At 67.6% G+C, this 21,731-nt stretch carries 24 protein-coding genes and 2 pseudogenes; 13 read left to right on the forward strand and 13 right to left on the reverse strand.

Annotated features, from left to right (window positions below):
• The first annotated feature begins 6 nt into the window (after window positions 1-6).
• Window positions 7-753 carry a GntR family transcriptional regulator gene (locus ACIQU6_RS09490; protein ID WP_403481052.1) on the forward strand — a complete coding sequence of 249 codons (747 nt, stop codon included), beginning with the start codon at window positions 7-9 and terminating at the stop codon, window positions 751-753.
• Between the two features lie 90 nt (window positions 754-843).
• Here the strand turns inward: ACIQU6_RS09490 and ACIQU6_RS09495 are convergent, their stop codons facing one another.
• Window positions 844-2,001 carry an ROK family transcriptional regulator gene (locus tag ACIQU6_RS09495; protein WP_403481053.1) on the reverse strand — a complete coding sequence of 386 codons (1,158 nt, stop codon included), beginning with the start codon at window positions 1,999-2,001 and terminating at the stop codon, window positions 844-846.
• A 172-nt stretch (window positions 2,002-2,173) separates the two neighbouring features.
• Between ACIQU6_RS09495 and ACIQU6_RS09500 the strand changes: the two genes are divergently transcribed.
• The gene (locus ACIQU6_RS09500; RefSeq protein ID WP_403481054.1) at window positions 2,174-2,812 is read left to right on the forward strand and encodes a hypothetical protein; all 639 of its coding nucleotides are present in this window, start codon (window positions 2,174-2,176) and stop codon (window positions 2,810-2,812) included.
• 70 nt (window positions 2,813-2,882) lie between these two features.
• Here the strand turns inward: ACIQU6_RS09500 and mug are convergent, their stop codons facing one another.
• The 5 genes from mug to ACIQU6_RS09525 form a co-directional block, all read right to left on the reverse strand.
• Window positions 2,883-3,431, reverse strand: a complete 549-nt coding sequence (gene mug / locus ACIQU6_RS09505) for a G/U mismatch-specific DNA glycosylase (protein WP_403481055.1) — start codon at window positions 3,429-3,431, stop codon at window positions 2,883-2,885.
• 12 nt (window positions 3,432-3,443) lie between these two features.
• Window positions 3,444-4,877: an adenylosuccinate lyase gene (purB, locus tag ACIQU6_RS09510; RefSeq protein ID WP_403481100.1), complete on the reverse strand. Its 1,434-nt coding sequence runs from the start codon at window positions 4,875-4,877 to the stop codon at window positions 3,444-3,446.
• 358 nt (window positions 4,878-5,235) lie between these two features.
• Entirely contained in the window at window positions 5,236-6,384 is a 1,149-nt protein-coding gene (locus ACIQU6_RS09515; protein ID WP_403481056.1) for a tyrosine-type recombinase/integrase, read from the reverse strand.
• Window positions 6,385-6,616: 232 nt separating this feature from the next.
• Window positions 6,617-6,802 (reverse strand): DNA-binding protein, encoded by a 186-nt coding sequence (locus ACIQU6_RS09520; RefSeq protein WP_403481057.1) that lies wholly within the window; start codon window positions 6,800-6,802, stop codon window positions 6,617-6,619.
• A 226-nt stretch (window positions 6,803-7,028) separates the two neighbouring features.
• Window positions 7,029-7,253, reverse strand: a complete 225-nt coding sequence (locus ACIQU6_RS09525; RefSeq protein ID WP_403481058.1) for a hypothetical protein — start codon at window positions 7,251-7,253, stop codon at window positions 7,029-7,031.
• Window positions 7,254-7,509: 256 nt separating this feature from the next.
• Here ACIQU6_RS09525 and ACIQU6_RS09530 point away from each other — a divergent pair, with 256 nt between their 5' ends.
• The 4 genes from ACIQU6_RS09530 to ACIQU6_RS09545 all read left to right on the forward strand — a co-directional run bounded on the left by ACIQU6_RS09530 (window position 7,510) and on the right by ACIQU6_RS09545 (window position 10,409).
• Window positions 7,510-8,169 carry an RNA polymerase sigma factor gene (locus ACIQU6_RS09530; protein WP_403481101.1) on the forward strand — a complete coding sequence of 220 codons (660 nt, stop codon included), beginning with the start codon at window positions 7,510-7,512 and terminating at the stop codon, window positions 8,167-8,169.
• Complete coding sequence (locus ACIQU6_RS09535; protein WP_403481059.1) at window positions 8,153-8,533, forward strand: hypothetical protein; 381 nt, start codon at window positions 8,153-8,155, stop codon at window positions 8,531-8,533. Before ACIQU6_RS09530 ends, ACIQU6_RS09535 begins: the two co-directional genes overlap by 17 nt.
• 34 nt (window positions 8,534-8,567) lie before the next feature.
• Window positions 8,568-9,977: a hypothetical protein gene (locus ACIQU6_RS09540; RefSeq protein WP_403481060.1), complete on the forward strand. Its 1,410-nt coding sequence runs from the start codon at window positions 8,568-8,570 to the stop codon at window positions 9,975-9,977.
• Window positions 9,978-10,127: 150 nt separating this feature from the next.
• Window positions 10,128-10,409, forward strand: a complete 282-nt coding sequence (locus ACIQU6_RS09545) for a hypothetical protein (RefSeq protein ID WP_403481061.1) — start codon at window positions 10,128-10,130, stop codon at window positions 10,407-10,409.
• 183 nt (window positions 10,410-10,592) lie between these two features.
• Here ACIQU6_RS09545 and ACIQU6_RS09550 read toward each other — a convergent pair.
• From ACIQU6_RS09550 to ACIQU6_RS09570, 5 genes and pseudogenes are all read right to left on the reverse strand, one after another.
• Window positions 10,593-10,949, reverse strand: a pseudogene (locus ACIQU6_RS09550) (single-stranded DNA-binding protein); the annotation flags it as partial.
• Window positions 10,950-11,006: 57 nt separating this feature from the next.
• Window positions 11,007-11,318, reverse strand: coding sequence for a peptidoglycan-binding protein (locus ACIQU6_RS09555; protein WP_403481102.1), 312 nt, complete (start codon window positions 11,316-11,318; stop codon window positions 11,007-11,009).
• A pseudogene (locus tag ACIQU6_RS09560) lies at window positions 11,304-11,846 on the reverse strand (GH25 family lysozyme); the annotation flags it as partial. The gene ACIQU6_RS09555 and the pseudogene ACIQU6_RS09560, both read right to left, overlap by 15 nt.
• Before the next feature lie 115 nt (window positions 11,847-11,961).
• Window positions 11,962-12,603, reverse strand: coding sequence for a hypothetical protein (locus ACIQU6_RS09565; protein ID WP_403481062.1), 642 nt, complete (start codon window positions 12,601-12,603; stop codon window positions 11,962-11,964).
• Between the two features lie 8 nt (window positions 12,604-12,611).
• On the reverse strand, window positions 12,612-13,250 hold the full coding sequence (locus tag ACIQU6_RS09570; protein WP_403481063.1) for a ParB N-terminal domain-containing protein: 639 nt from the start codon (window positions 13,248-13,250) through the stop codon (window positions 12,612-12,614).
• Between the two features lie 516 nt (window positions 13,251-13,766).
• Here ACIQU6_RS09570 and ACIQU6_RS09575 point away from each other — a divergent pair.
• The 6 genes from ACIQU6_RS09575 (at window position 13,767) to ACIQU6_RS09600 (ending at window position 17,909) form a co-directional block, all read left to right on the forward strand.
• Complete coding sequence (locus tag ACIQU6_RS09575) at window positions 13,767-14,336, forward strand: hypothetical protein (RefSeq protein ID WP_403481064.1); 570 nt, start codon at window positions 13,767-13,769, stop codon at window positions 14,334-14,336.
• A 68-nt stretch (window positions 14,337-14,404) separates the two neighbouring features.
• On the forward strand, window positions 14,405-14,695 hold the full coding sequence (locus ACIQU6_RS09580) for a hypothetical protein (protein WP_403481065.1): 291 nt from the start codon (window positions 14,405-14,407) through the stop codon (window positions 14,693-14,695).
• Complete coding sequence (locus ACIQU6_RS09585) at window positions 14,692-15,675, forward strand: hypothetical protein (protein ID WP_403481066.1); 984 nt, start codon at window positions 14,692-14,694, stop codon at window positions 15,673-15,675. Before ACIQU6_RS09580 ends, ACIQU6_RS09585 begins: the two co-directional genes overlap by 4 nt.
• An 18-nt stretch (window positions 15,676-15,693) precedes the next feature.
• Window positions 15,694-16,488, forward strand: coding sequence for a hypothetical protein (locus tag ACIQU6_RS09590; protein ID WP_403481067.1), 795 nt, complete (start codon window positions 15,694-15,696; stop codon window positions 16,486-16,488).
• 120 nt (window positions 16,489-16,608) lie between these two features.
• Window positions 16,609-17,613, forward strand: a complete 1,005-nt coding sequence (locus tag ACIQU6_RS09595; RefSeq protein ID WP_403481068.1) for a hypothetical protein — start codon at window positions 16,609-16,611, stop codon at window positions 17,611-17,613.
• 74 nt (window positions 17,614-17,687) lie between these two features.
• Complete coding sequence (locus tag ACIQU6_RS09600) at window positions 17,688-17,909, forward strand: hypothetical protein (RefSeq protein ID WP_403481069.1); 222 nt, start codon at window positions 17,688-17,690, stop codon at window positions 17,907-17,909.
• Window positions 17,910-18,009: 100 nt separating this feature from the next.
• Here ACIQU6_RS09600 and ACIQU6_RS09605 read toward each other — a convergent pair whose 3' ends face one another.
• Window positions 18,010-18,810, reverse strand: a complete 801-nt coding sequence (locus ACIQU6_RS09605) for a hypothetical protein (RefSeq protein WP_403481070.1) — start codon at window positions 18,808-18,810, stop codon at window positions 18,010-18,012.
• A 465-nt stretch (window positions 18,811-19,275) separates the two neighbouring features.
• The gene (locus tag ACIQU6_RS09610; protein WP_403481071.1) at window positions 19,276-19,464 is read right to left on the reverse strand and encodes a hypothetical protein; all 189 of its coding nucleotides are present in this window, start codon (window positions 19,462-19,464) and stop codon (window positions 19,276-19,278) included.
• Between the two features lie 526 nt (window positions 19,465-19,990).
• On the opposite strand from ACIQU6_RS09610, the gene ACIQU6_RS09615 reads away from it, so the two are divergent.
• Window positions 19,991-21,541, forward strand: a complete 1,551-nt coding sequence (locus ACIQU6_RS09615; RefSeq protein ID WP_403481072.1) for a hypothetical protein — start codon at window positions 19,991-19,993, stop codon at window positions 21,539-21,541.
• Window positions 21,542-21,731 lie beyond the last annotated feature (190 nt).

Consider the following 21,731-nt stretch of genomic DNA (forward strand, 5'->3'; position numbering starts at 1 on the left):
CGGGGGGTGGGGATCACGCAGCTCGAAACGGCTCCGGAGCCCAAGTACTGGCATCTCAAGACCGTGCTCAGCGACGCGCTGGACAAGGAGTTCGCGGTCGGGGAGATCCTGCCCAACGAGCGGGACCTGGCGGCGCGCTTCGGCGTCGCCCGGGCCACGCTCCGGCAGGCGCTCGAACAACTGGAGTTGGAGGGCCGGCTCCAGCGCCGCCGCGGCGTCGGCACCACCGTCGCGCCGCCCCGGGTCGGCGTCGCCGTCGAGCCCGCCCGCCACACCTGGCCGGGCGCCGCCGGCGACGACTGGCAGCCGGTCGACGCGATCGAGACCGACGAGCTGCCCACCGCGGTGGCCCGCCTGTTGGAGACCGCCCCCGGCGAGGCGGTCCACCTCGTGCGCCGCAGCCGGGTCTCGGCCCAACAGCCGGTCGCCGCCGAGCTGTTGTACGTCCGGGCCGACGCGGCACCGGCCGGCGCCGACGCCCCGCCCCTCGACTCCGTCGCCCGTGCCCACGCCGTGCTGGGCGCCCTCCAGGAGCTCGACCTGGACGGCCAGGACCGCACCGTCGAACTGGGCTCGGCCCGCGCCGAGGACGCCAGGCAACTGGACCGCCTGCCCGGCGCGCCCGTCCTGGTCGTCACCACCCGCTACGTCTCCCGTGGCCGGGCCGTCGCCGTGGCGGTCTCCACCTACCGCGCCGACACCTGCCGGCTCACCTTCGGGGAGCGCGAGACGGAACCGCTGCTCGCGAGCTGACCTGCCGGTCGGCCGCGGCACGTCGGACGGGCCCGCACCGGACGCCCCGGTGCGGGCCCGCCGCCGTCCACCGTCCCGTGGGCGTGCCGTTCATCGCCGCGCGGTCACCGTGCCCTCCACGGCGAAGAGTTCGCCCTCCACGTGGTCCAGCGCCAACCGCAGCGCTCCGGTGGCGATCGCGGCCTGCCCCAGCCGCGACAGCACGACCTCCGGCGGGCGCAGGCAGTACCGCGCCAACTCCCGCCGCAGCGGCGTCAGTACGCCCGCCAGACCGGACGCCCAGCCGCCGACCACCACCAACTCCGGGTCCAGCGCCAGCACCAGCGCGGCCACGTCGTGCACCAGCCGCCGCAGGAAGCGGTCCACGGCCTCCCGCGCATGCGCGTCCCCGTCCCGGGCCGCCGCGAACACCGTCGCCACCTGCGCCTCGTCCAGCGGCTGCAGCGGCTCCCCGGTGGTCGACAGCAGCGCCTCGGGCTTCGCCTCCCGGCCCAGCAGATGCAGCGCGCCGATCTCCCCGGCGGCGCCGCCGAACCCGCGGTGCAGCCGCCCGCCGATCAGCGCCCCGGCGCCCGGGCTCAGCCCCGCGAGGACGAACACCACGTCGTCGGAGCGGGTGGCCGCGCCCTGCCAATGCTCCGCCACCGCCGCCGCGTTGGCGTCGTTCTCCACCAGCACCGGGCAGCGGAACGACCGTCGCAGCCGCTCGCCGAGCGGCAGCCCGGTCCAGCCGGGCAGCGCGGTGCCCAGCCGCACGGTGCCGTCCGCCTCCACGATGCCCGGACTGGCCGCGCCGACCGCCCGCAGCGAACTGCGGGCCACGCCCGTCCGGCGCAGCAGGTCGGAGACCACCGTCCGGACCCGCTCCAGCCGCTCGTCGGCCGGCGCGGACTCCGCCACGTCGCGCTCCGCCGCGTCCACCACCTGGCCACTGAGGTCGGCGAGGACCACCGCGACCCGGTGTGCCCCGATCTCGATGCCCAACAGGTGCCCGGCCTCCGTGACGAACCGGAACCGGCGGGCCGGCCGGCCCTGCCGCCGGATCTCCCCCTCCTCGGCGGGCGCCTCGGCCACCAGTCCGGTCTCGATGAGCCCCTCGATCACGCCCTCGACCGTCGGCCGGGACAGGCCGGTCACCTGGACGAGATCGGTGAGCGTGGGGGAGTCCGCGGCGCGCAGCGCGTGCAGCACCACCGCGGAGTTGATCCGTCGCAGCAGGGAGGGGTCCCCGCCGGTGAGCCGACCCAACGTCCGTCTCCTCGCCTCGCCTGTCTGGCGGATCGTAGCCGGTCAGCGGGTGTGCGGCGAGTCCCGCGCGCCGCGTGGTCGCCGGGGCTCGGCCGGCTCCGCGGCGCTGGCCCGAACCGTCCGCACCCCGCGCGGACGGCCAATTGTCAGACCCCAGCGGTTTACTGACGGTATGACGCCACAGACGCCGGAACCACAGCGCAGCCAGCGAACCGACCCGACGATCCCGCCGCCCCGCACACCGACCGCGTCCGCCGCACCCACGGCGCCCGCCATGCCCGGTAACCTCGCCGTGCCCACCGCGCCGCACGGCCCCGAGCCGCCCGGCGGGCCGCCCACCGAACCCACCGCGCTCGCCCGGCTCGACGCCCTGGTGTCCCGCCCGTTCCCCGAGCGCCGGGCCCGCACCACGGTCGGCGAGAGCGGACCGGGCTTCCACGTGGCGCCGCTGTGGGCGAGCGGCCCGCTGTGGGACGCGGACCCGGCGGACGCCGCGGCCGCCCGCGAGGAGTGCACGGACCAACTCGCCGCGCTGGTCGCGATGGTGTCCTTACGGTGGGGCGAGCCGGTCGTCCACGACCTGACGGACGCGCTGGACCGGAGCGCGCGGGGACTGCCGGTCCCGGCGCCGCTGGACCTGCTGTGCACGCTGGTGCCGCGGGTGTACGCCTGGCGGGGCGGCGGCCGCTGGATCGCGGTCGGCGCCGGGCCGTTGGAGCCCAGGCAGCCGCGCCAGGTCCTGGGCGCGGTGGCGGCGGGGCCACCGCGGGAGGGCGAAATACCGGGCGGGGACGACGCTTTGGCGCCGTAGCCCGGAGCCGCCCGGGCGGGCCCGGGGCCAACCACCCGGTGCCGGCCCCGACGCCCGTCGTCCCGCCCCGTCAGGACTCGGCGAACGCCGCCGTGCGCAGTCGGCCGTACTCCTCCGCCATGGTGGCCAGCGTCCAATGCGCGTTCAGGCCACTGGGGTTGGGCAGCGCCCAGATGCGGGTGGCGCCCAGGGTGCGTTCCTGGGGGCCGATCGCGGCGTGCTTGTCGCCGAAGGCGACGCGGTAGGCGGTGACCCCGGCGACCGCGAGCCAGCGCGGCTGGAGCCGGGCCACCTTCTCGGCCAGCAGCCGGCCGCCCTCGCGGTACTCCTCGGCCGTCAACTCGTCGGCCCGGGCGGTCGGTCGGGCCACGACGTTGGTGATGCCCAGCCCGTGGTCGAGCAGTGCGCCCTGCTCGGCGGGGTGGAACTGCCGGGGCGTGAAGCCGGCGGCGTGCAGCACGGGCCAGAAGCGGTTGCCCGGGCGCGCGAAGTGGTGCCCGGTGACCGCCGTCATGAGCCCGGGGTTGATCCCGCAGAACAGCACCCGCAGCCCGCCCGCGACCACGTCCGGGACGACGCGGTCGCGAGCGGCCTCCAACTCCTCGGGGGTGTAGCGCATGTCAGATCCCGCTCAGAGGATGGCGCCCGGCGCGTAGGCGGCGGCCTCGGGATGCCGCTTGGCGATCTCCTCGATGCGGGCGACCACCGTCGCCACCTGGTCGCCGGCCGCGCCGGTGAAGGAGAGCTTGTCGGCCATCAGCTCGGCCAACTGCGCCTGGTCCAGCGGGATCCGGGCGTCCGCGGCCAGCTTGTCCAGCAGCTCGTTGCGCTCCGCGCCCTGCTCCCGCATGGCCAGCGCCGAGGCGACCGCGTTCTCCTTGATCGCCTCGTGCGCCTCCTCGCGGCCGACGCCGGCGCGCACGGCACCCATCAGCACCTTGGTCGTGGCCAGGAAGGGGAGGTAGCGGTCCAGTTCGCGGGCGACGACGGCGGGGAAGGCGCCGAACTCGTCGAGCACGGTCAGGAAGGTCTCCAGCAGACCGTCCAGCGCGAAGAAGGAGTCGGGGAGCGCGACCCGGCGGACCACGGAGCAGGACACGTCGCCCTCGTTCCACTGGTCACCGGCCAGCTCGCCGGCCATCGAGGCGTAGCCGCGCAGGATCACCATCAGGCCGTTGACGCGCTCGCAGGAGCGGGTGTTCATCTTGTGCGGCATCGCCGAGGAGCCGACCTGGCCGGGCTTGAAGCCCTCGGTCACCAGCTCGTGCCCGGCCATCAGCCGGATCGTCTTGGCCAGCGACGACGGCGCGGCGGCCAGCTGCACCAGCGCGGTCACCACCTCGTAGTCCAGGGACCGCGGGTAGACCTGGCCGACGGAGCTGAACGCCTGCCCGAAGCCGAGGTGGGCGGCGATCCGCTGCTCCAGCTCGGCCAGCTTCGCGGCGTCCCCGCCGAGCAGGTCGAGCATGTCCTGGGCGGTGCCGACCGGACCCTTGATGCCGCGCAGCGGGTAACGGGAGAGCAGCTCCTCGACCCGCCCGAAGGCGACCAGCAGTTCGTCCGCGGCGGTCGCGAAGCGCTTGCCGAGCGTCGTGGCCTGCGCGGCGACGTTGTGCGAGCGACCGGCCATGACCAGCTCGGCGTGCTGGGCGGCCAGCGAACCGAGGCGCGCCAGCACCGCGACCGTGCGGTCCCGCACCAGCTCCAGCGACAGCCGGACCTGGAGCTGCTCGACGTTCTCGGTCAGGTCCCGGGAGGTCATGCCCTTGTGGATCTGCTCGTGCCCGGCCAGGGCGTTGAACTCCTCGATCCGGGCCTTGACGTCGTGCCGGGTGACCTTCTCCCGCTCGGCGATCGAGGCCAGGTCGACGGTGTCCAGCACCCGCTCGTAGTCGGCCAGTGCCGCCTCGGGGACCGCCACGCCCAGGTCCTTCTGGGCGCGCAGCACCGCGAGCCACAGCTTCCGCTCCAGCTTGACCTTGTACTCGGGGGACCACAGGACGGCCAGCTCCGCGGAGGCGTAGCGGCCGGCCAGGACATTGGGGATGCGAGGCTTCGCAGACACAGCAGTCACGTGGCCAGAGTCTACTGGCGGTTTCTGCTCGCCCGGGCCGTTGGGAGTCTGGTCGGCGGTAGCGCCAGTCAGAAGCCTTCCGCAGCTTGGGGAGGGGCTTGGGGAGGGGCGAGCCCTCCTATCTCGGGTGTTCTCGCAGGTCAGAGCCTTGTATTGGTTCTCCTGGCGCTATAGCCGTCCCACCGGCCGCGAGTCTTTCAGGCTAGCGAAGCTGCTGGTCAGAGCCGCTCTCGCATGCCAGAGACGCCTTCGCTAGACCCCTTTCCGACCTGGTTGGAACCGGATCTTCCCGGACCGTAGGGAGGGGTTAGGGATGGTTCAGGCGCAGGGCAGTTGAGCAGGCGGCCACTCAGGCTCGAACGGGGCGGGCGGTCAGAAGGTTGACCCGGGCCCTGTGGTCCTCCACCTGCTCGTCGAGAAGGTGGTTGTACGTCCGCCGGATCTCCTTGACGCTGTCGCCCACCCACAGGGCCACGGTCTCTGGGGGGAGCCCGTTCTGGAGCATCTTTGAGATGTAGGTGTGTCTCGCGTCGTGGAACGTCGGCAGAGTGCCGTCATCGTGTTTGATGCCGAGCTTCCGCAGCGTCGGCTTCCACGCCCTCTCGTTGAAGGTGTCGTTGCTCAGGAGGTTTCCTTGAGGGCTCTGGAAGAGCGCTTTCGCGGGGCCCCTCTGGCAGGAATCGATCGTTCTCCCATGGGTCCATAGGATGGTCTCTGTCGAAAGTGGCGGATACTTGGTCTCGTGGCGCTCGATAGCTTCCATTACGTGATCGGGCATGGGTACGGATTTCGTGTTGATTCCGCCCTTTCTACGACTTGTCTTGAGGCGGTTAACGAGCGTTGGCTTGTAGTCTGTCTCCTTGCTTCGAAGTACCTGTCGATGCACCGTGAGTACCCCGTTATTTCGGCCGATCGCGTCTGCGCATGTACCGAATGCCTCGCCTTGCCTCACGCCGCACCCGAACCCTAGGAGAGGTATGGGTGCGTACCTCTCGGGGAAGGCATCGCAAACGGCCCACGATTCGTCGTCGCTGAAGATGTACGGCTGCGTCTTCTCGATGTAAGGGCCCTCGACTTCGTAGCAGGGGTTTGCGGTGATCTTTCCGTTTTGGAGGGCATCCCTGGTGATCATTTTGAACACCTTCCAGTGCAGCTCTGCCGTGGAGTTCGCGATGGCTGTGTTGTCCTCCAGTTCTTGGACCCAGTCTTCGACCTGTGCTTTCCGGATGGATGCGATGCGATGGCTGCCCCAGCGCGGATTGAGATGCACCCGGACGGCGATCTCGTACTGTGACACGGATGTCGCCTTCGCTCTGCGTCGACTAAGCCACTCATCTGCCCATGCCCTGAACATGAGGTTGCGATCCTCGGAGCGGTCTTCTGGGGCGGCCTCATCCGGTAGAAGGTCTTCCTCGTAATAACGCTCAATAGCCTTTTCCGCCGCAGCTTTACTGTTGCCCAGGTAGTATTCCTGTCGTCTTCCTTGGCGGTTCGTCAAGCGTACGTACCAGGAGTGCGAGCAGCCATTCCGTCGTGGCTGGTTACGGTCAGGGCAGGTGCAATCCTTACGTGGCTGTGCGCGCCTAGCCATGGCTTTGCTCCATTCTCCAGTTCTCGCTGTACTTGACCATCTATGGGAAGGGATTTGTGTAGGAGGCGATGAGCGGGTGGAAAGTTGGGTATTAGGTAATCGACTGCTACCCGACTTAGTTACTGGCCTGATTCTCAAGTCATTGTTCGCGGGATTCAAGCCATGCGTCGAAGTGACGCTCTCGGACACGGAGGATTCTGTCGCTGATGCGCACCACGGGGATTCCCCAGCGCTTGTAGTTGTCGAGCACGGTGCGTTTCGGGAGCTCCATGCGCTCCGCGATCGTCTCGAAGCTCAGCAATGCGTTTGAACCGCCGCGAGGCATGGCTCTCCATGTTCGTTCGTCAGTGTCCTTGGGTGACCGTTCCGGCCGGGTGCGTACTGGTCCGGCACCAGTACGTACGTCGATCGGCGAAATCTGTTACACCCAAGGCGGCCAGTCCTGTGCGGTGTGCCATGAAGGCGCGGTGGGGAAGCGAACGCAGGACGGGGCGTCGAGCGACAAAGTGAGGAACGTGGGCGGTACCGCAGAGCCCGATGGTGCTGTTGAGTCAGTTCCAGCTGGTGCGACGGGGGTTGGGGTACACGCGCATGACCTGTTGCATCGCTCCACTGCCGCGAGTGCGCAAGACGCCGCGGCGGCGGCCTGCTCGCACGATGCTGATGGCGGCCGTTTCGTCGATTTCGGCACGCTGCGCGGCTGTTTGGAGGGAGACCCACTCCTCGAACGGCAGGAGCATCAGCGCGCGGTCGGTAGCGTTCAGCGTGGAAGCCACGAGGCGTAGTCCCTTCACTCTGGCCTTGTTTGATGCCGGGTTGCTCTCCCGGCGTGTGTTCGCACGGTATATCACAGCGAGCGATGCGAGGTACCGGTCACCTGTGCGGCTAATTCCGACATAGCCGGTTATGCTGCCTTCGCGTCGCGCCGGAACGCTTCCCCTCTTGTAGGGAAGCGAGGTTGACAACCTGAGGGCGGCGCTGCAGCAGATCAAGCAGTACCGGCTCCTGGGGGGACATCACGCCGTGACCGACATGCTGGAATCCCTCGTCGCACGCGCAGCAGCAGGTGGCGAGGACGCGTCCGACGCCCTCGGGGTGCTGTACGACGAACTCAACGACACCGTGTACCACTGGGTGCGGGCCTACATCCGTGACGGGTACGTTGCGGAAGACCTATGCCAGGAAGTCTGGTTGAAGGTTGCTCAGAACATCGGCAGTTACAAGCCGGGTACGAACTTCCTAGGCTGGCTGCGCACCGTCACCAGGAATGCGACGTTCGACCACCTACGGTCCGTGCAGCGGCGCCCCGCAGAAGTGCTGTGCGCGGATCACCTTGAACTTGACCGGCCACGTGTTGGTCAGGACCCTGAGGAGTACGCCGAGAGGCGTGCGCTGGCTCACGCTGTGGCGACGCACATGCATAAACTGCGCCCCGAACAACGACAAGTGCTTACCCTCCGATTTTTCGACGGGCTCAGCCCTGGGCAAGCAGCGCAGATCATGGGCAAGACAGACGGTGCCGTGAGGACGCTGACGGTACGGTCATTGCGCAAGCTGGCTGAGGTCATGCCGGCAGGAGATTCCTCTGCTCAACTCGTGGAGGAACTGCTGACGGCAATGGTGAATCGAGGACGAGTTGACGGGGGACGGGTTGATGAACGAGAGGCGAGGGCGCATGTTGCGACGCGCTGACCAGAGCGAGCGCCTGGAGCGGGCGCTGGATGGCGGCCCCATCCCTCACGATGAGGAAACCCGCGGCATGCTCGCGGCCGCGGGCGCGCTACGGCCCGGCTTCCGCCGTAGCCCCGCGCGCGTGCGGGCGACTCGTGAGGCGATGCTGCGCGAATTCGCGCGCGTGCAGAACCCACAGGCCATCCGCGAGGACGCTGGATCGAGCGATGGCCTGGATGAGCCGGAGATCCACCGTGAGGAGGTCGACCTGAATGGTGGTCACCTTGTCCTCACCGACATCGAGGAGATCACCCCCGAGCGTGCCGAGGCGACGAAGGCCCGCATCGCGAGGATCCTGCAGAGCAAGGAAAGCCGCCAGAGTTGAGCACTGCCATACCTGACGCTCTGGGAGCGCGGTCGTGAGTTTGCCGCCCGTTCAGATTCACGTCCTCAATCCTGATGAAGACGGTGACGACGGGTTCACCGATACCGCTGTGTTCACCATCAACGGTGAGCGGCATCTGTTCCTGCGCCCGCAGTCCTATGACTCCGCAGTCCGGCAGGTCAGGTCTGCTATGCCTGATCTGACGCTGGAACAGGTGGAACGGCTGGTCCGAGAGCACTGCGACGACTTCAAGGAACTTGATGAGCTGCTAGGCGCGGTCGATCCCGCTCCGCCCGTAGACCTCACTTTGCCTCCGGAGCAACCACTGCATTCCGTGCGCCCTGCCGGCCGGGGTCGCAAGTGGGTCGTTGCCGTGGGGCTGGTGACTGCGCTGGCCGGGGCCTGGGCGCTGGGGCGCTTTGGCGGGGGTGACGCGACCAATTTGACGGGGAGCGCGTCGGACACGACTGCGTCACTTGAGGGGGCGAAGGGTGCACCGCAGCCGTTCGCCGATTCGCGATTCATGGACTTCTCGGAGGCCGGGAAGATTCACTGCAATCCCATCGACGACCTCGAAGCGGAGTGCACCGACTCGGACGGCATGGTCATGGCTACGAAAGCCGCCACCGGTCCAGACTCGACGATCTTCACTTTCAGCTATGGCTCGCATCGTGTGGGTCTACGCATCTTCGTGGACGTCGAGTACGCCGCGACGTGGTCGAAGCAGGACGCTTCCATCGAGCTGTACCCCCATCTGGTCAGGGTGGGACGGTACGTGCTGTGGGGCACGGACGAGGGCCGAGTGCAGACGTACGCAAAACTGCTGCGCTCTGCCTCAACGGCGAAGCGAATCCCGGCTGTAGCACGGCCGATGGGTGGGGTCGCGCCGCTCCCACCCCGGCTTGCCGCACTCACCTTGGGCACTCTCGGTATGGACGAGAACGAGGTGCGAAGGCTTCTTTCCGATCCGGAGGACTCAGCCGGCTTCGCCCCACCCGTAGTGATGGCAGCACGTGCCGTGCTCGGTGTGCACGAGGGTTCGCCTCCCTCTCTCGTGGATCCGAGGGGTGGGGACATTGTGGCGCTTGCCGCAGGGATCGAGGCGCCACGGCCAACCAGAACTCCCACCCCGAGCAAGGCCGTTGCCGCGAAGGCGCTCGGCCCGGCTGGCGTGCAGTCGACGCCAACACCTGCAGCGGGCGGGTCGTCACGGGCGAAGTCGGAGCCCACGAGCCATCCGGCCCCAGCTCCGGAACCCAAGACCAGCCCTGCTCAAGAGACGCCTGAGCCGGCACAGAAGCCAGTGCAGGAGGAGCAGGAGGAACCAATCCCGCTGCCTGCCGTGGGCAAGCCGGCCGAGCCCGCGCGACCCACGGATGCAGAGCAGCCGACCACGGCCCCGTGCGGCTCAGCCCGACCAGTCACTGAGGAACCAGAGTCCTAGGGACCCATCCAGTCCAAGACGGGCAGTCTTTGGCCGGCTACCGAGGTCGATCACCAGGCCACAGTGCTCGCGGCCCGCTATCACGTGACGGTGCTGGTCGCCGCGATAAACGAATGGCTGTGAGACACCCTCTGCTGCGACCATACGGCAGTGAACGCCGACCTCCCCAACGGATGGACGATCGAGCGGATTCGTTCCGTATCAGGCGACGCGCAAGCGGGCCTGCTCTCGCTTGGACGACTCGTCGTTGTCGAACAGCACGGCTCCGCCGACTACGACGTCCTCCAGCCTGACGCCATCCTGTCCTTCCACGACCTGTGCCTTGTACGAGCTGACGACGAATGGTTCATGGGGCAGCTCGACGCCGATGACTCAGTCATCTGCTGGGCTTCCTACGGCCCCGACCTGGCCGAAGCCATCCGTGGACTGTGATCTGTCAGGCAGCAAGATCGACCATCTGTTTCAACACGCCCTAAACGAAGGGCCGACGCGCCGCGCGGGTGGATTTACCCGCGCGGCGCAGCGCTGTTCCTGACCAGCTCAGAAGGGCGGTTGCGGACCCGCCCACTGATCGTCAGCTTTGTGGTGCTCCGCAGCCGGGCGTTGGGTGCTGGGCTTGGTGACCGTCGCCGTCGCATTCTTGAGGCTGGCGCCGACGTCTTCAGCGTCGAGTTCGTAGACGGTGCGCTTCACGCCCTCGCGATCCTCGTAGGACCGCTGCTTGAGACGGCCCTGGACGATCACGCGGGTACCCCGCGTGAGTGATTCGGCGACGTTCTCCGCCGCCTGACGCCACACCGAGCAGGTCAGGAACAGGCTCTCGCCGTCCTTCCACTCGTTGGTCTGGCGGTCGAAGGTGCGGGGAGTGGAGGCGACGCGGAACTTCGCGACCGCCGCACCGGACGGGGTGAAGCGCAGCTCGGGGTCGTCGACAAGATTCCCGACGACCGTGATGACGGTCTCGCCTGCCACGGAAGTTGGCCTTTCGAGGAGGGCCAGCCCGACGCGGCGAGCTGGCCAGTGGTCGAGTCAGGAGAAGAGCAACTTCCACGTGAGCGGGCCGGGGATGCCGTCCGGGATGCCGCGCAACTCCCGGCGGGAGAGCTGGAAGTCGCGCACATTGAGGCGATCGGCATCTGTCCATCGCGCGCCGGGTCCTTGCGCATAGTGCTTCCCAAACCCCTTCGCCACGAGCTGCTTGCCCAGCAGTGCGATGTGCGCGTTGTTCTTGCCCGGCCCGAAGTACCCGGCCCCCGGGTACGGCGGCATTGGCTTTGACTTGTTCTGGGCAGGCGTGCCGTCGTCCTTGGGCTGGGCGGAGCCAGTGGCCCATGCCTTCATCGCGGCCCGGTTGGCGAACGCCGCGACATTGGTGTCCACAGGGCGGTCGGTGTACTGATGGACGAGCCACTTTGCCTTGACTCGCGGCTTCCCCGCGGAGACGTAGTCGGCGATCCACAGGCCGTCCCCGGTGTACGAGGTCGTATCCCGATGCAGCCAGAAGTCGCGGTTCACATAGAGGATGACGCGGTGGCCGGGGCGGAGTCGCTTCACCTCTCGGATGAAGATGTCCTTCTCCGCGCACGATGCGCGGCTCCCGGTGCCGGTGGTTTCCCAGTCCACGGCGAGCACGTCTCCCTCTCGGGACGCGCACTTCTCGACGAAGTAGCGGGCCTGCTCCTTGACGTTGCCCGGCCACAGGAAGTGGTAGAAGCCGACAACGCAACCAGCGGCACGCGCGTTGGCAGCCTGGGCGGACTGGCGCGGATTGACGTACGAGCAGCCCTCGGTGGCCTTCACGAAGACGAAGTCCAGACCGCTGGTGTTGAAGGAAGTGCTCTGGTACGAGCTGACGTCGATGCCCTTGATGGTCACGGTGGTACCTCCTGCGGTGAGTGGAGACGGCACTGTGACTGGTCCGGTGGGTTTACGTCTTGCGGTGCCTGGCAGGGGCTATAGCCAGACACCGCTGCCGTTGCGTCCTTCAGCCGTCGACGACCTCGGCGTCCACCACGCTGCCATCTTCCAATTCGGCTGGCTCGGGGTACTGAACGGCGAATAGCGAGCGGTTCAGCCGCTCGGCGAGCGCGGTCAGATCGACGCGCTCCTCCTGGGCCGACTGGCTGCTGTCCATACCCGTGATTTCGATGGCGAGGGCAGCATCCTTGCCGTAGTGATGGTGATGCTGCCGCTCCAAGTACCAGGCATCAGCACGCCAGTCAGGGGCCGTCCGGTCTTCGGTGACCTCCTCCACGATCTGCCCGGTCGCCGAATCACGGAATCTCCGCGTGGTGACCTTGGTGACGATTCCTCCGTCGGCTACCCGTCGAATGTTGGCCATGGCGCGGGCTGCGGCCATGGCGCGGGCGGTTCGGACCTTCTCGAATAGCTCGACGTACGGGGCCTCTTCCGGGTTGGGCTTTTGTCCGTCTTCGCGTGCAGCGGCTTCGGTGCGGCCGCGCGCCATCCAACGGCGGTAGGTGGCACTGGAGATGCCTGCAGCCTCTGCGGCGAGTTCGACCGCGATTCCAGAGCGCGAGGCTGCGATGATGCGGGCCTCTACCTCTTCAGACAGCAGGCTCGGGCGCCCGTTCTTTGAACGGCGGGGCTTTCTGCGCGGAGGCATGAGGCTTCTCAACGTCCGGGCGTGAACGCGTGGCCGCATGCCGGGCAACTCACCAAGCGGGCGCGGCCTTCGTCGTCAGGGCTCAGCATGCCGTCTCGCTCACTGTCTTCATCGTCCCCGGGTTTCATCGCTGGCGCCTGGCCCTCGTGGATGGCTCCAGGCAGAGTCTCGGGGTCGACTTGGCGCAGCAGGGCTTCCAACTCGTCTTCGGGGAGGGCCAGTGAGTCGAACAGCTCGGCATCGGTGGTGACGATGTCTTCCAGGTAGGCGGCGAGAGGGCGCGGTTCCCAGCCGCCGTCCGCGCCGATCTTGTTGAGTTTGATGTTCAAAGCCTTGGCCTCGGCGTCGGAGCGCGAGGCCCAGCCGCGCTGGACGGGGACGAGCCACCCGCCGTCCTCGTCCAGGAGGATCCCATCGGGGAGTCGTTCGCCGCGGGCCTGCATCTCGATTAGGGCCTCGCGCCGCCCGTGGCCGCCGAGGATGGTGCCGGTCCGTTCGTCGGCGATGGGTTGGTCTACGAAGCCGTGGCTCGTGATGCTCTCGATGATCCGCTCGACTTGATGTTTCTTGGGATTGCCGGGAGTGGGGGCCAGATCGCCGAGCGGGACGTATGTGGTGTAGCGGGGCGCGGGCACAGTCTCGGTCACGGTGGTCCTTCCGGCAGTTCAGTTGATGACCGGCGGCGGGTGCGGCCTGCGAGCCCGCGGACTTCACCGCGGCACCCCGACTCGCAATCGGGGCATGCCGTCATGGCCGGACCGTACCCGCCGCCGGGCCGGTGACGCCCTCGTTCCGGATGGGGCGGCACCGGGGCCCACCGCCGCTGGCGACGTCACCGGTGCCGGGGAGCCGTGCGGAAGATAGGAGGAGCCACGGGTTTGTGTCGAGGCGTCACCCCGGCGCCGGGGCGAAGGCGCTGTCATGGTCCTTGTGCTGGACATCCATGGGTGCGGCTCAGTCACCGGATTCTGAGGTTGAGTCAGCCGGTTACACTTCCGCTGACGCGTGTTGTAGTATTCCTTGCGGCTGGGAGAGCAACCCAACTACCTGGGCCTGGTGTAACAGATTTCCGCGGCTGTCGTACCTACTGGCGACGCCCTTTGCGCCCCGCCCGGGCAAGACCGGAAAGCCCTGGGCGAAGCCCTGGGTGAGAAAGGACGACCATGTCGCACGACGCCGACACGACGCCAGGCTCCAACCTTCCCTTGGGGGATGCAGCGCTGCTGGCGGTCTTCGCCAAGCTGGTCAGAGAGCACGTCACTTCGGCCTTGGACGAGCGGATCGCGGCGGTCAAGGCTCCGCTCCTCGATGCCTACCAGGGCCCCACCGGCCAGCGCAGTGTCGACGCCAAGGTCAACGGCGTAGCGGTCGCCACGCACACCGTTGCCCTCGCCAAGGACAAGTACGAAATCGGCGATGAGGATGCCTTCACAGCCTTTGCCGAGGAATGCGGCGAGGTCGAGGTCATCATCCAGGCGCGGCCCGCGTTCCGCACCGCGGCGCTCAAGCGCGCCGCATACGACAAGGACACCGACACCATCGTCGACAAGTACACCGGCGAGGTGATCCCCGGCCTCACCCGCACGCCCGGCGGCACACCGACTGGCACCGTGTCCCTCTCCTGGAAGGACGGCGGCCGGGACACGGTCCTGGACGCGTACCACACGGGCCAGCTCAACGGACTGCTGCGGGGCATCCCGATGCTCCCCGTCGCCTCCGCCGGCGACGAGTAACTGCGCACCGGCCGTACTACGGCCCGGCCGCATTACGCGGCCGGGCCCCAGCCTGAAGGACCACCGCCTTGTCCACCCGCACCGTTGACCTCGCCCCTGTACTTGCCGGAGACGTATCCGACCGCGCGTTCCGCCTCTACCGCCACCTGGTGCTCGACAGCCGAAGCCACTGGGACACGCTCCAAGCTGTCGCCGACGCCTGCAACTTGACCAATCACCAGGCGCGATGGCCACTGGCCGAACTCCGCAGCCGGGCCATGGTCGAATCACGACGCGCCAACGAAATGGGCAACCACGGCCGCAAAACGTGGCGCACCTACGCCCGAATCGCCGAGGCGAACAGCGGGGCGGCAGCATGACGGCCAACCGCAGCGCCGTGCGCCACAACCGGCGCACCTACTACGTCCACGTCGAGTCCACGACCGTCCGCGACCACCGCCTGAGCTACCGCGCACTCGGGGTCCTGACGTACTGCCTGGACCAGCACGACAGTTGGTGCGTGCGATCCGAGCAACTCGCCCGCGGCGACGGCCGCGAGGGGCGTGACGCAGTCCGCAAGGCCCTCCATGAACTCGCCGCGCACGGCTACTACCGCTTGGAGCGACGCCGCTACCTCGACGGCACGACAGCAATGGGCGCGGCGGTGAGCGAGTACCCCGTAGAGCAGTGGGCCCAGGACTACCGCACCTTCGGCGGCAAGCTGGACGTTCCCGTTGTGGAGCAGGAGGACGGCACTTTCCGCATCCGCTACCCCGACGGCACCCTCCACTCGGATGGCTTCGGAACCGATACCGAGGTGACGTCACCGTCCCCCGAGCGCGCCGAGGAGAACGTGACAAAACCCGAGCGGAAGAAGACGCGCCGGATACCGCCGGCTGCTGCTCGGTCCGCCGCCAAGGACAAAGCCGCGGGCAGCAGTTGCCCTGCCCCAGCGGCTGAAGCCGAGCCGAAGACGGCCAAGAAGCAGACACCGGCCGACGTGCTCGCCACCTGGTACTACAGGCACGCCACGCAACGCCTCGGCCCGTACGCGGGCAAACAGAAGTCAGGGTGGTACATGGGCTTGCGCAAGCTCAGCCAACAAGCCTTGGACGCGGAGTACACGCAACGGCAAGTCGCCAACGCGCTCTTGCGGACCAACGTGCACTTCCCCTCAGCCCACCAGTTCCAACGAGCCTTGAGCGACGAGCGGAACAACCGACCAACACCCACCCAATACGGCACCCGCCCCGCCCCCTACAGCGACACCGCTACATGGGGGACAGACGACACGACCGCACCAACAACAGGTGCCCCCCAAGAAGCCGACGACGTCACGTTTGGCATCGTCCCCGCCTGACGAGGAAGGAGAACGACGGTGAGCATCCTGGAGGCCGAAACCATGGTTCCCGAACGAGAACCACGGCGCCTGTTCGAAGTCACCGACCACGTCCTAGCGATCCTGCGACGCGGCGGTGCAGACCTGTCACAACTCGGCACACCTGCCCCAGCGGACGAACACGGCGAAGACCTGTGGGACGACGTCACCGTCCCCCAGGCCCGAGCCCGCGCGCTCGCCTGGCAGAACAGCATGCGCGAGGCAGCACACGACGACTACCTGAAGTGGCGACTGGACGACCTCGACGACAACCAGCACCCCACGGTGCTGCGCGGCTGGCTGGACTCACTCGTCGCGGCCAGACGGCAGGGAGCCCGGCCGGCCACCATGCACCTCATAGCCCCAGGCAACATCGGCACAGGCAAAACGACGGCGCTCGCCGCGTTGGGCAGCGAGGCCAGCGATCGGGGCCTGCTATGCCGATTCGTCAAACACTCCACGTACCTGACATGGCGTCGGCCCGACGGCGGACCCGGTGACATGACGGCGTACACCGTCCGCAAACGCCATGTAGAGGCGGACCTGCTCATACTGGACGAGCTGTGCGGCGAAATGGACGGCACCGCAACCGAGTTCGCACGACGTGAAACCGTCGACCTGATCGACTCACGGCTCTCCGCCGGCCGCCCCACCGCCTTCTCCACAAACCTCCGGCGCGATGGCATCGTCGGAATCCTCGGCGAGCGACTGCTCTCCCGCATCGAGGACCGGGCGTACCTGGCAAAGATCGTCGGGCCCGACCGACGCAAACCCCGCAAACCACTGGACTGGTGAACTCCGCTCCACCTGCAACGCGGTACGAGGTTGAGCAACGATCAAGGGCAGCAGGCATACTGGGCAATTCGAGGGCCGATGAGCATAGGCCCTCGGGAGACCCGAACGAAAGGCAGAGCCTTGCCCAAGCTGCCCACCCGCGCCATCGCCCAAGGCGAGCGGGAGCTACGCGACTGGCACCGTAACCTCCGCATCGGAGCCGCGGCCGCCGGCTTCGGCATGATGTTGGCCTCTCTCTACCAACTCCACTGGGCGGGACGGCTCATTGGATTCCCTAACTTCGCGGCCGTGGCCATGGCTGGCTCACTGGAGCTGCTGCTGGCGATCAACGCGGGTGCCGTGACCTTGATCCGCCGGCGTCGCGCCGACGGCGCCGACGGCGGCTACTACTGGTCACTGTGGTGCATCTTCGCGTTCCTGCTATGCATTTCGGTCGCCGCGAATGTCGGCCACGCCATCGTCGCCCTTTCCGAGTGGTTCAGCGCAGGCCAGGCCCCAACCGTCCTGGTCGAGAACAGGGGATGGGTGTATGTGGTCGGTAGCGCTGTCGCCGCGATGGTCCCGCTCGGCGGCTCGTTTGGAATCCACATCTCCGGATTTGTGCGGGCCCGCGGCGCCGGCTCGGACTGGATAGACGCAGATGGCAGTGGAGCCCTGCTCGACCCGACCGTTCCGCAACCCGCCCCCCAGCGCAACAGCGCCCCCGCGACCCGCCCGGCAGCCAAAGCCCCGGCCCAGCCCAAGTCGCCGACCCCGGCGCCGACCTCAGAGCCAGGCCCGGTGCCGCAGACCACTGAAGACCAGCAGGAGCCGGACCTGAAACCGAAGAAGCCACAGCCGAAGGACCCTTCAGTGATCAACCCGGAGCAGGTCATGCCCGAAGAGGAGCTGTACGCCATCTACAAGGCAGCTCGGGACGCCGGTGAGCATGAACGATTCGGGCCGCGTGGGGACTTGAACCGGTCCCAGCTCGGCCGCCTCCTGGGCCAGAGCCCGCAAAACGGCCGGAAGCGGGTCGGCTTGCGCTTCGAGTCGCGCTACGAGGCGGAGGCCGCGGCGGAGCAGGGCGACGGAGTGGACATGGGTGGCCTTGGAGCCGATAGCGACACGGCTCAGGCATCCTGAACTTCCGCACCTGCACGAGATTGTGGCGGGCGGGCCCTGTACGGGGCGCCCGCCACTGCCACGATCGGACCCTGATGACTCCGCAGACCCTCACACAACCTGCGGTCGCACGCGCGCAACGTGACGTGTTCGACATGGCGCGGCAAGGCATGGGTGACGCAGGTTCCAGATCGGCTCTCCGCGAACGCATCACGGCAGCGTGTCGCATCCTGACCAAGCTCCGCACCGATCCCGCCCGCGCCACCCACCTCCTGCGCGGTCTGATCGTCCTGACGAACCTCGAAGTGAACCGCTGACAGGTGACCTACACCGCAGACAGCCGCCCACGACCAGCACGAGCACCCTGACAACCTGTCACGCCAGCAGCTCGACCAGCCAATTCAGGTTGGGTGTGGCTCAGTGTGCCCAGGGCAGTCGTACTGCCTCGATTTCGAGGTCGTTCAGCAACGTGTTGATGAGGGCCGGTGGCCCGGCGACCTTGGTGGCCCACAGGTCGTAGTCGGTGCACAGAACCCATGAGTGGTCATCGGCCCAGAGGTTGGACGGGCTGAAGTCGGCCTCGGACCAGTCGTACAGGATCTCGGCGTCGCCGAGCCGGCCCGCACGCACGTGGAGGTTGTCGAAGTCGGTGGCTCCGAGCATCAGCGGGTTGTAGTAGGCCAGGCAGCGGGTATCCGGGCCCGCGGGACTGTACTGGGCGAGGACGGCGATCAGTCGGTTCCAGGTCTCACGGTCCAGGCTTCCCTCGGTCGGCGGAACCATGCCCAGCGGCCAGCTGCCTTCCTGCTTGGCCGAGGGAAAACAACGGTAGGAGGGCATCAGCCCCTCAGGCACGGCCGGGTCGCCGGTCCGCCGGGAAAGCTCGGCCCAGCGCAGCCGTCGCCAACCGGGCCCCGGGTGCCGGGCGCGGCCCAGCCCTCCTCCCGTGGCGACACCCACGGATTCGAAGTCGACGCCCGCGACGATGTGAGGCTGGACGCTTCCCTCCGCTAGACGTGCCTGGTGGTACTCGTGGTACGACACATCGGCCGGCCCCTGCTCGTGCTCGTACATGGCGTTGAGCACCCACGCCGCGTCAGGCATCGCCGGTGGCATGAACCCGGTGATGCCGTCGCCGCACAGCTCCAGCAGCCAGTCGGTGGCCCGGGACGGCACGAGCGGCCACAGGCTCGGCATCAGGTTCGACTCCTCAGACATGCGCTCATGATCCCAGGGTGCGAACCCGTCCTCCCGCGAGGGGCCGGCACGACGCTGCCCCCGAACCCCACCGCCCGGGCACGTTCCCATGTACCTGGCCGGGATGGCGAGATGTGCCTCAGAAACCGGCGAGCGGACCGCTGACGGACGATCTACTCCACAGACTCCCGCCCACGACCAGCATGAGCACCCCGGGCACCGGTCACACCAGCCTTTTGACCTGCGCATTCAAGTTGGCGGAGGCTCACTGAGACTGGATGTCCCGTCTCCGAGGAACTGGTCCCAGTCTGGCTCTGCTGCCTGCGGCGACCAGAACGGGTGAGACGTGGGCATGCCGAGGATCTCAGCTGATCTGGTCCTGGGGAGTCGGATGCCGGCTTGCGTCTCAGCTGATCTGGCTCGGTTCCATCTGTTCTGGGGCAGCGCAGCAACCCGCGCGAGCTCGACGGATCAGGAGCCGCAGCATTAGCCGCGGTCTTCCCGGCGGTGATGGAAGTCCTCCGGGCGGTCACGGCGGAGTTCTTCGTACCGCTGAGCGTAGACATCAACAGCCTCGTGAAGCGTGCAGCCGAGCGACTCGCGGATCGTCTTGAGCGCGAGGATGGTCCGGTCCTCCAAAATCTCTCGGTCCACGTTCTCGGGCAACTGCTCCATGACTCACCATCCTAACTGCCTTATGAGGCCGCGCTGCACTCGAACCAGATCACCTGGGATCGCGAGCGAATCGAACCAGATGACTTGAGATGGGGACCAGTTCCTCGGAGACGGGACACCGGACCAGCGCGGCTGTCCTCTGCCGCCCAATCGACGCGTTTGACAGCGAACCTAGCCGTCCCACTGTCTGTGACATCGAAGGCAGTCGACCACCCCATCGAGGACGCCGGTCCCTGCCGCCCGAACTACGGGATGATGCCAACACGGATAAACCGCGGGACCGGCGACATCGCGAGGACGCCGACTCGGCGGGCGATCACCCGGTGTCTGACCTGCTGTCAGCGCATTGATCAGGCGCCCGGAGGCACGCTAGAATGCTACAGCGCGCGTCAGGTCGAGAGGTTAAGGCCCTTCGCGTCGCAACATCCGGGAGAGCAACCCGGACGAAGACCGAAGCGAAAGGCCCACCGCCGTGGCTGGAATCACCGCGCCTCAACGCACCCGAAAGAGTCGCACGCCCACCGGCATGCCCAACCCACCGATTGTGCTTCTCACCGGCCCTGAAAAGACCGGAAAGAGCTACGAGGCGGCCCGCGGTTCAGGCTCCGAACTGATCGGCCGCACGTACTGGATCGAGATCGGTGGCACCGAGGGGACCGCCGACTATTACGGCCGCGTACCCGGTGCCGACTACGAGATCGTTGAGCACGACGGCTCCTACCAAGACATCCTCGACGCGGTCAGGTGGGTCAACGCCCAACCCCGCGTTGAGGGCAAACCCAACATGCTGGTCACCGACTCCGTGACGAGTCTGTGGGACATGCTCAGCGATGAGATCGCCCACTACGCACGCAATCGCGCCATCCACAAGGCGCAGCGCAAAGGCTCCCGCGTGCCCACCCTCGACGACCCAGTCGTCATCGACTCCGACCTCTGGAACCGAGCCAAGGACCGCTGGGGCGAATTCCTCTGGCTGCTACGCCGCCACGAGGGTCCGTGCATCCTGATTGCCCGGACAGAGATCGTCACCGCATTCGAAAACGACCGGCCGACCAGGAACACCACCCGGAAGGTGAAAGCGGAGAAAAACCTGTCAGCGGCCGTAGACGCAATCGTCGACCTCCACGCCATCGGCGACGCTTGGCTCACTGGTGTCCGCTCCCTGCACATGGAAATCCAGCCGGGGGAGTCCCAGCGATTTCCCGACTTCAGCTTGGATCGCCTCCTGCGACGCCTCGGCCTACCGGACGCCGCTGAATCCCGTTCGGCGGTGGAGGTCAGGCCGGACGCCGATTTGCAGGAGTCAGCCCCGCAGCAACCGCTACACCAGGGCCCTGAGCGAACGACCCAGACCCTGACCGGCGATCGGGCAGCCGAACTGATCCGTGTGGCCGTGATGCACCCAAAGGACCCGGAAGAAGCCCTGCGCCAAGTCCGGGAGGAACATGGCCGCCGTACTCTCCAGGTCATCAGCACCACCACCAAATGGGGGCGGATGAGTGCCGACGCTCTGATCACCAAGAGCCTTGACCACCTGAAGGAGAAGATATCCGCAGCCCCCACTGAGGACCACGGGCAGACAAAGCATCTCCCGGCCCCGGCGGAAGAGGCACACGACGACCCTGCACCGACCGATGCGGACGAGCCCACACCGGTCGACGACGGGACACCGCAACTCCTGGACCCGACTGAAGAACCGCCGGTCACCGACCGGCCAGAGGACATCAGCGAGGCCGAAGAACCGCAAGACCTACCACGCCCTCGCCCCGCCCCTGCTAACCAAGGGAACGACCGAGTCATGACGGTCCTGCTCACCGAGGCGGAGATCCAGGCCCGAACCCTGGGCATCACCATGAAGGAACACCTTGCCCTGATCTCCGGACAGGACGAGGGAACCCCGCCCCCAATGACCAAGCTGCGCCGACACGTGATCGACCACCGAGACCAGGTAATCAAACTCCTAGAGGCGCGGGGCGAGACAGACCTCGCGAATGCCTACCGACGCGCAGGCAAGCCTGAACTGAAGATCGCCGCCATGTTCTCGCCGCTCTACACCGACCTCACCAGCGCCGCATGAGGTGACGTGAAACGACCCGCGGGCGCGCTCTCGAACGCCGAAGACCGGCGGACCGGGCGCGCCCCACATCACGTCACGTCGCCTCCACACGAGTGTGCTCGCGCAACTGCAGTCGTGTGCAGGCGCGCGCCACTGGTCACGGTGGCGCGCGCCCGTGGCGGCCGGAGCGCTCCCGGACGCAACGATGGGC

The sequence above is a fragment of the Streptomyces sp. NPDC090442 genome (genome assembly GCF_044769405.1).
Taxonomy (GTDB): domain Bacteria; phylum Actinomycetota; class Actinomycetes; order Streptomycetales; family Streptomycetaceae; genus Streptomyces.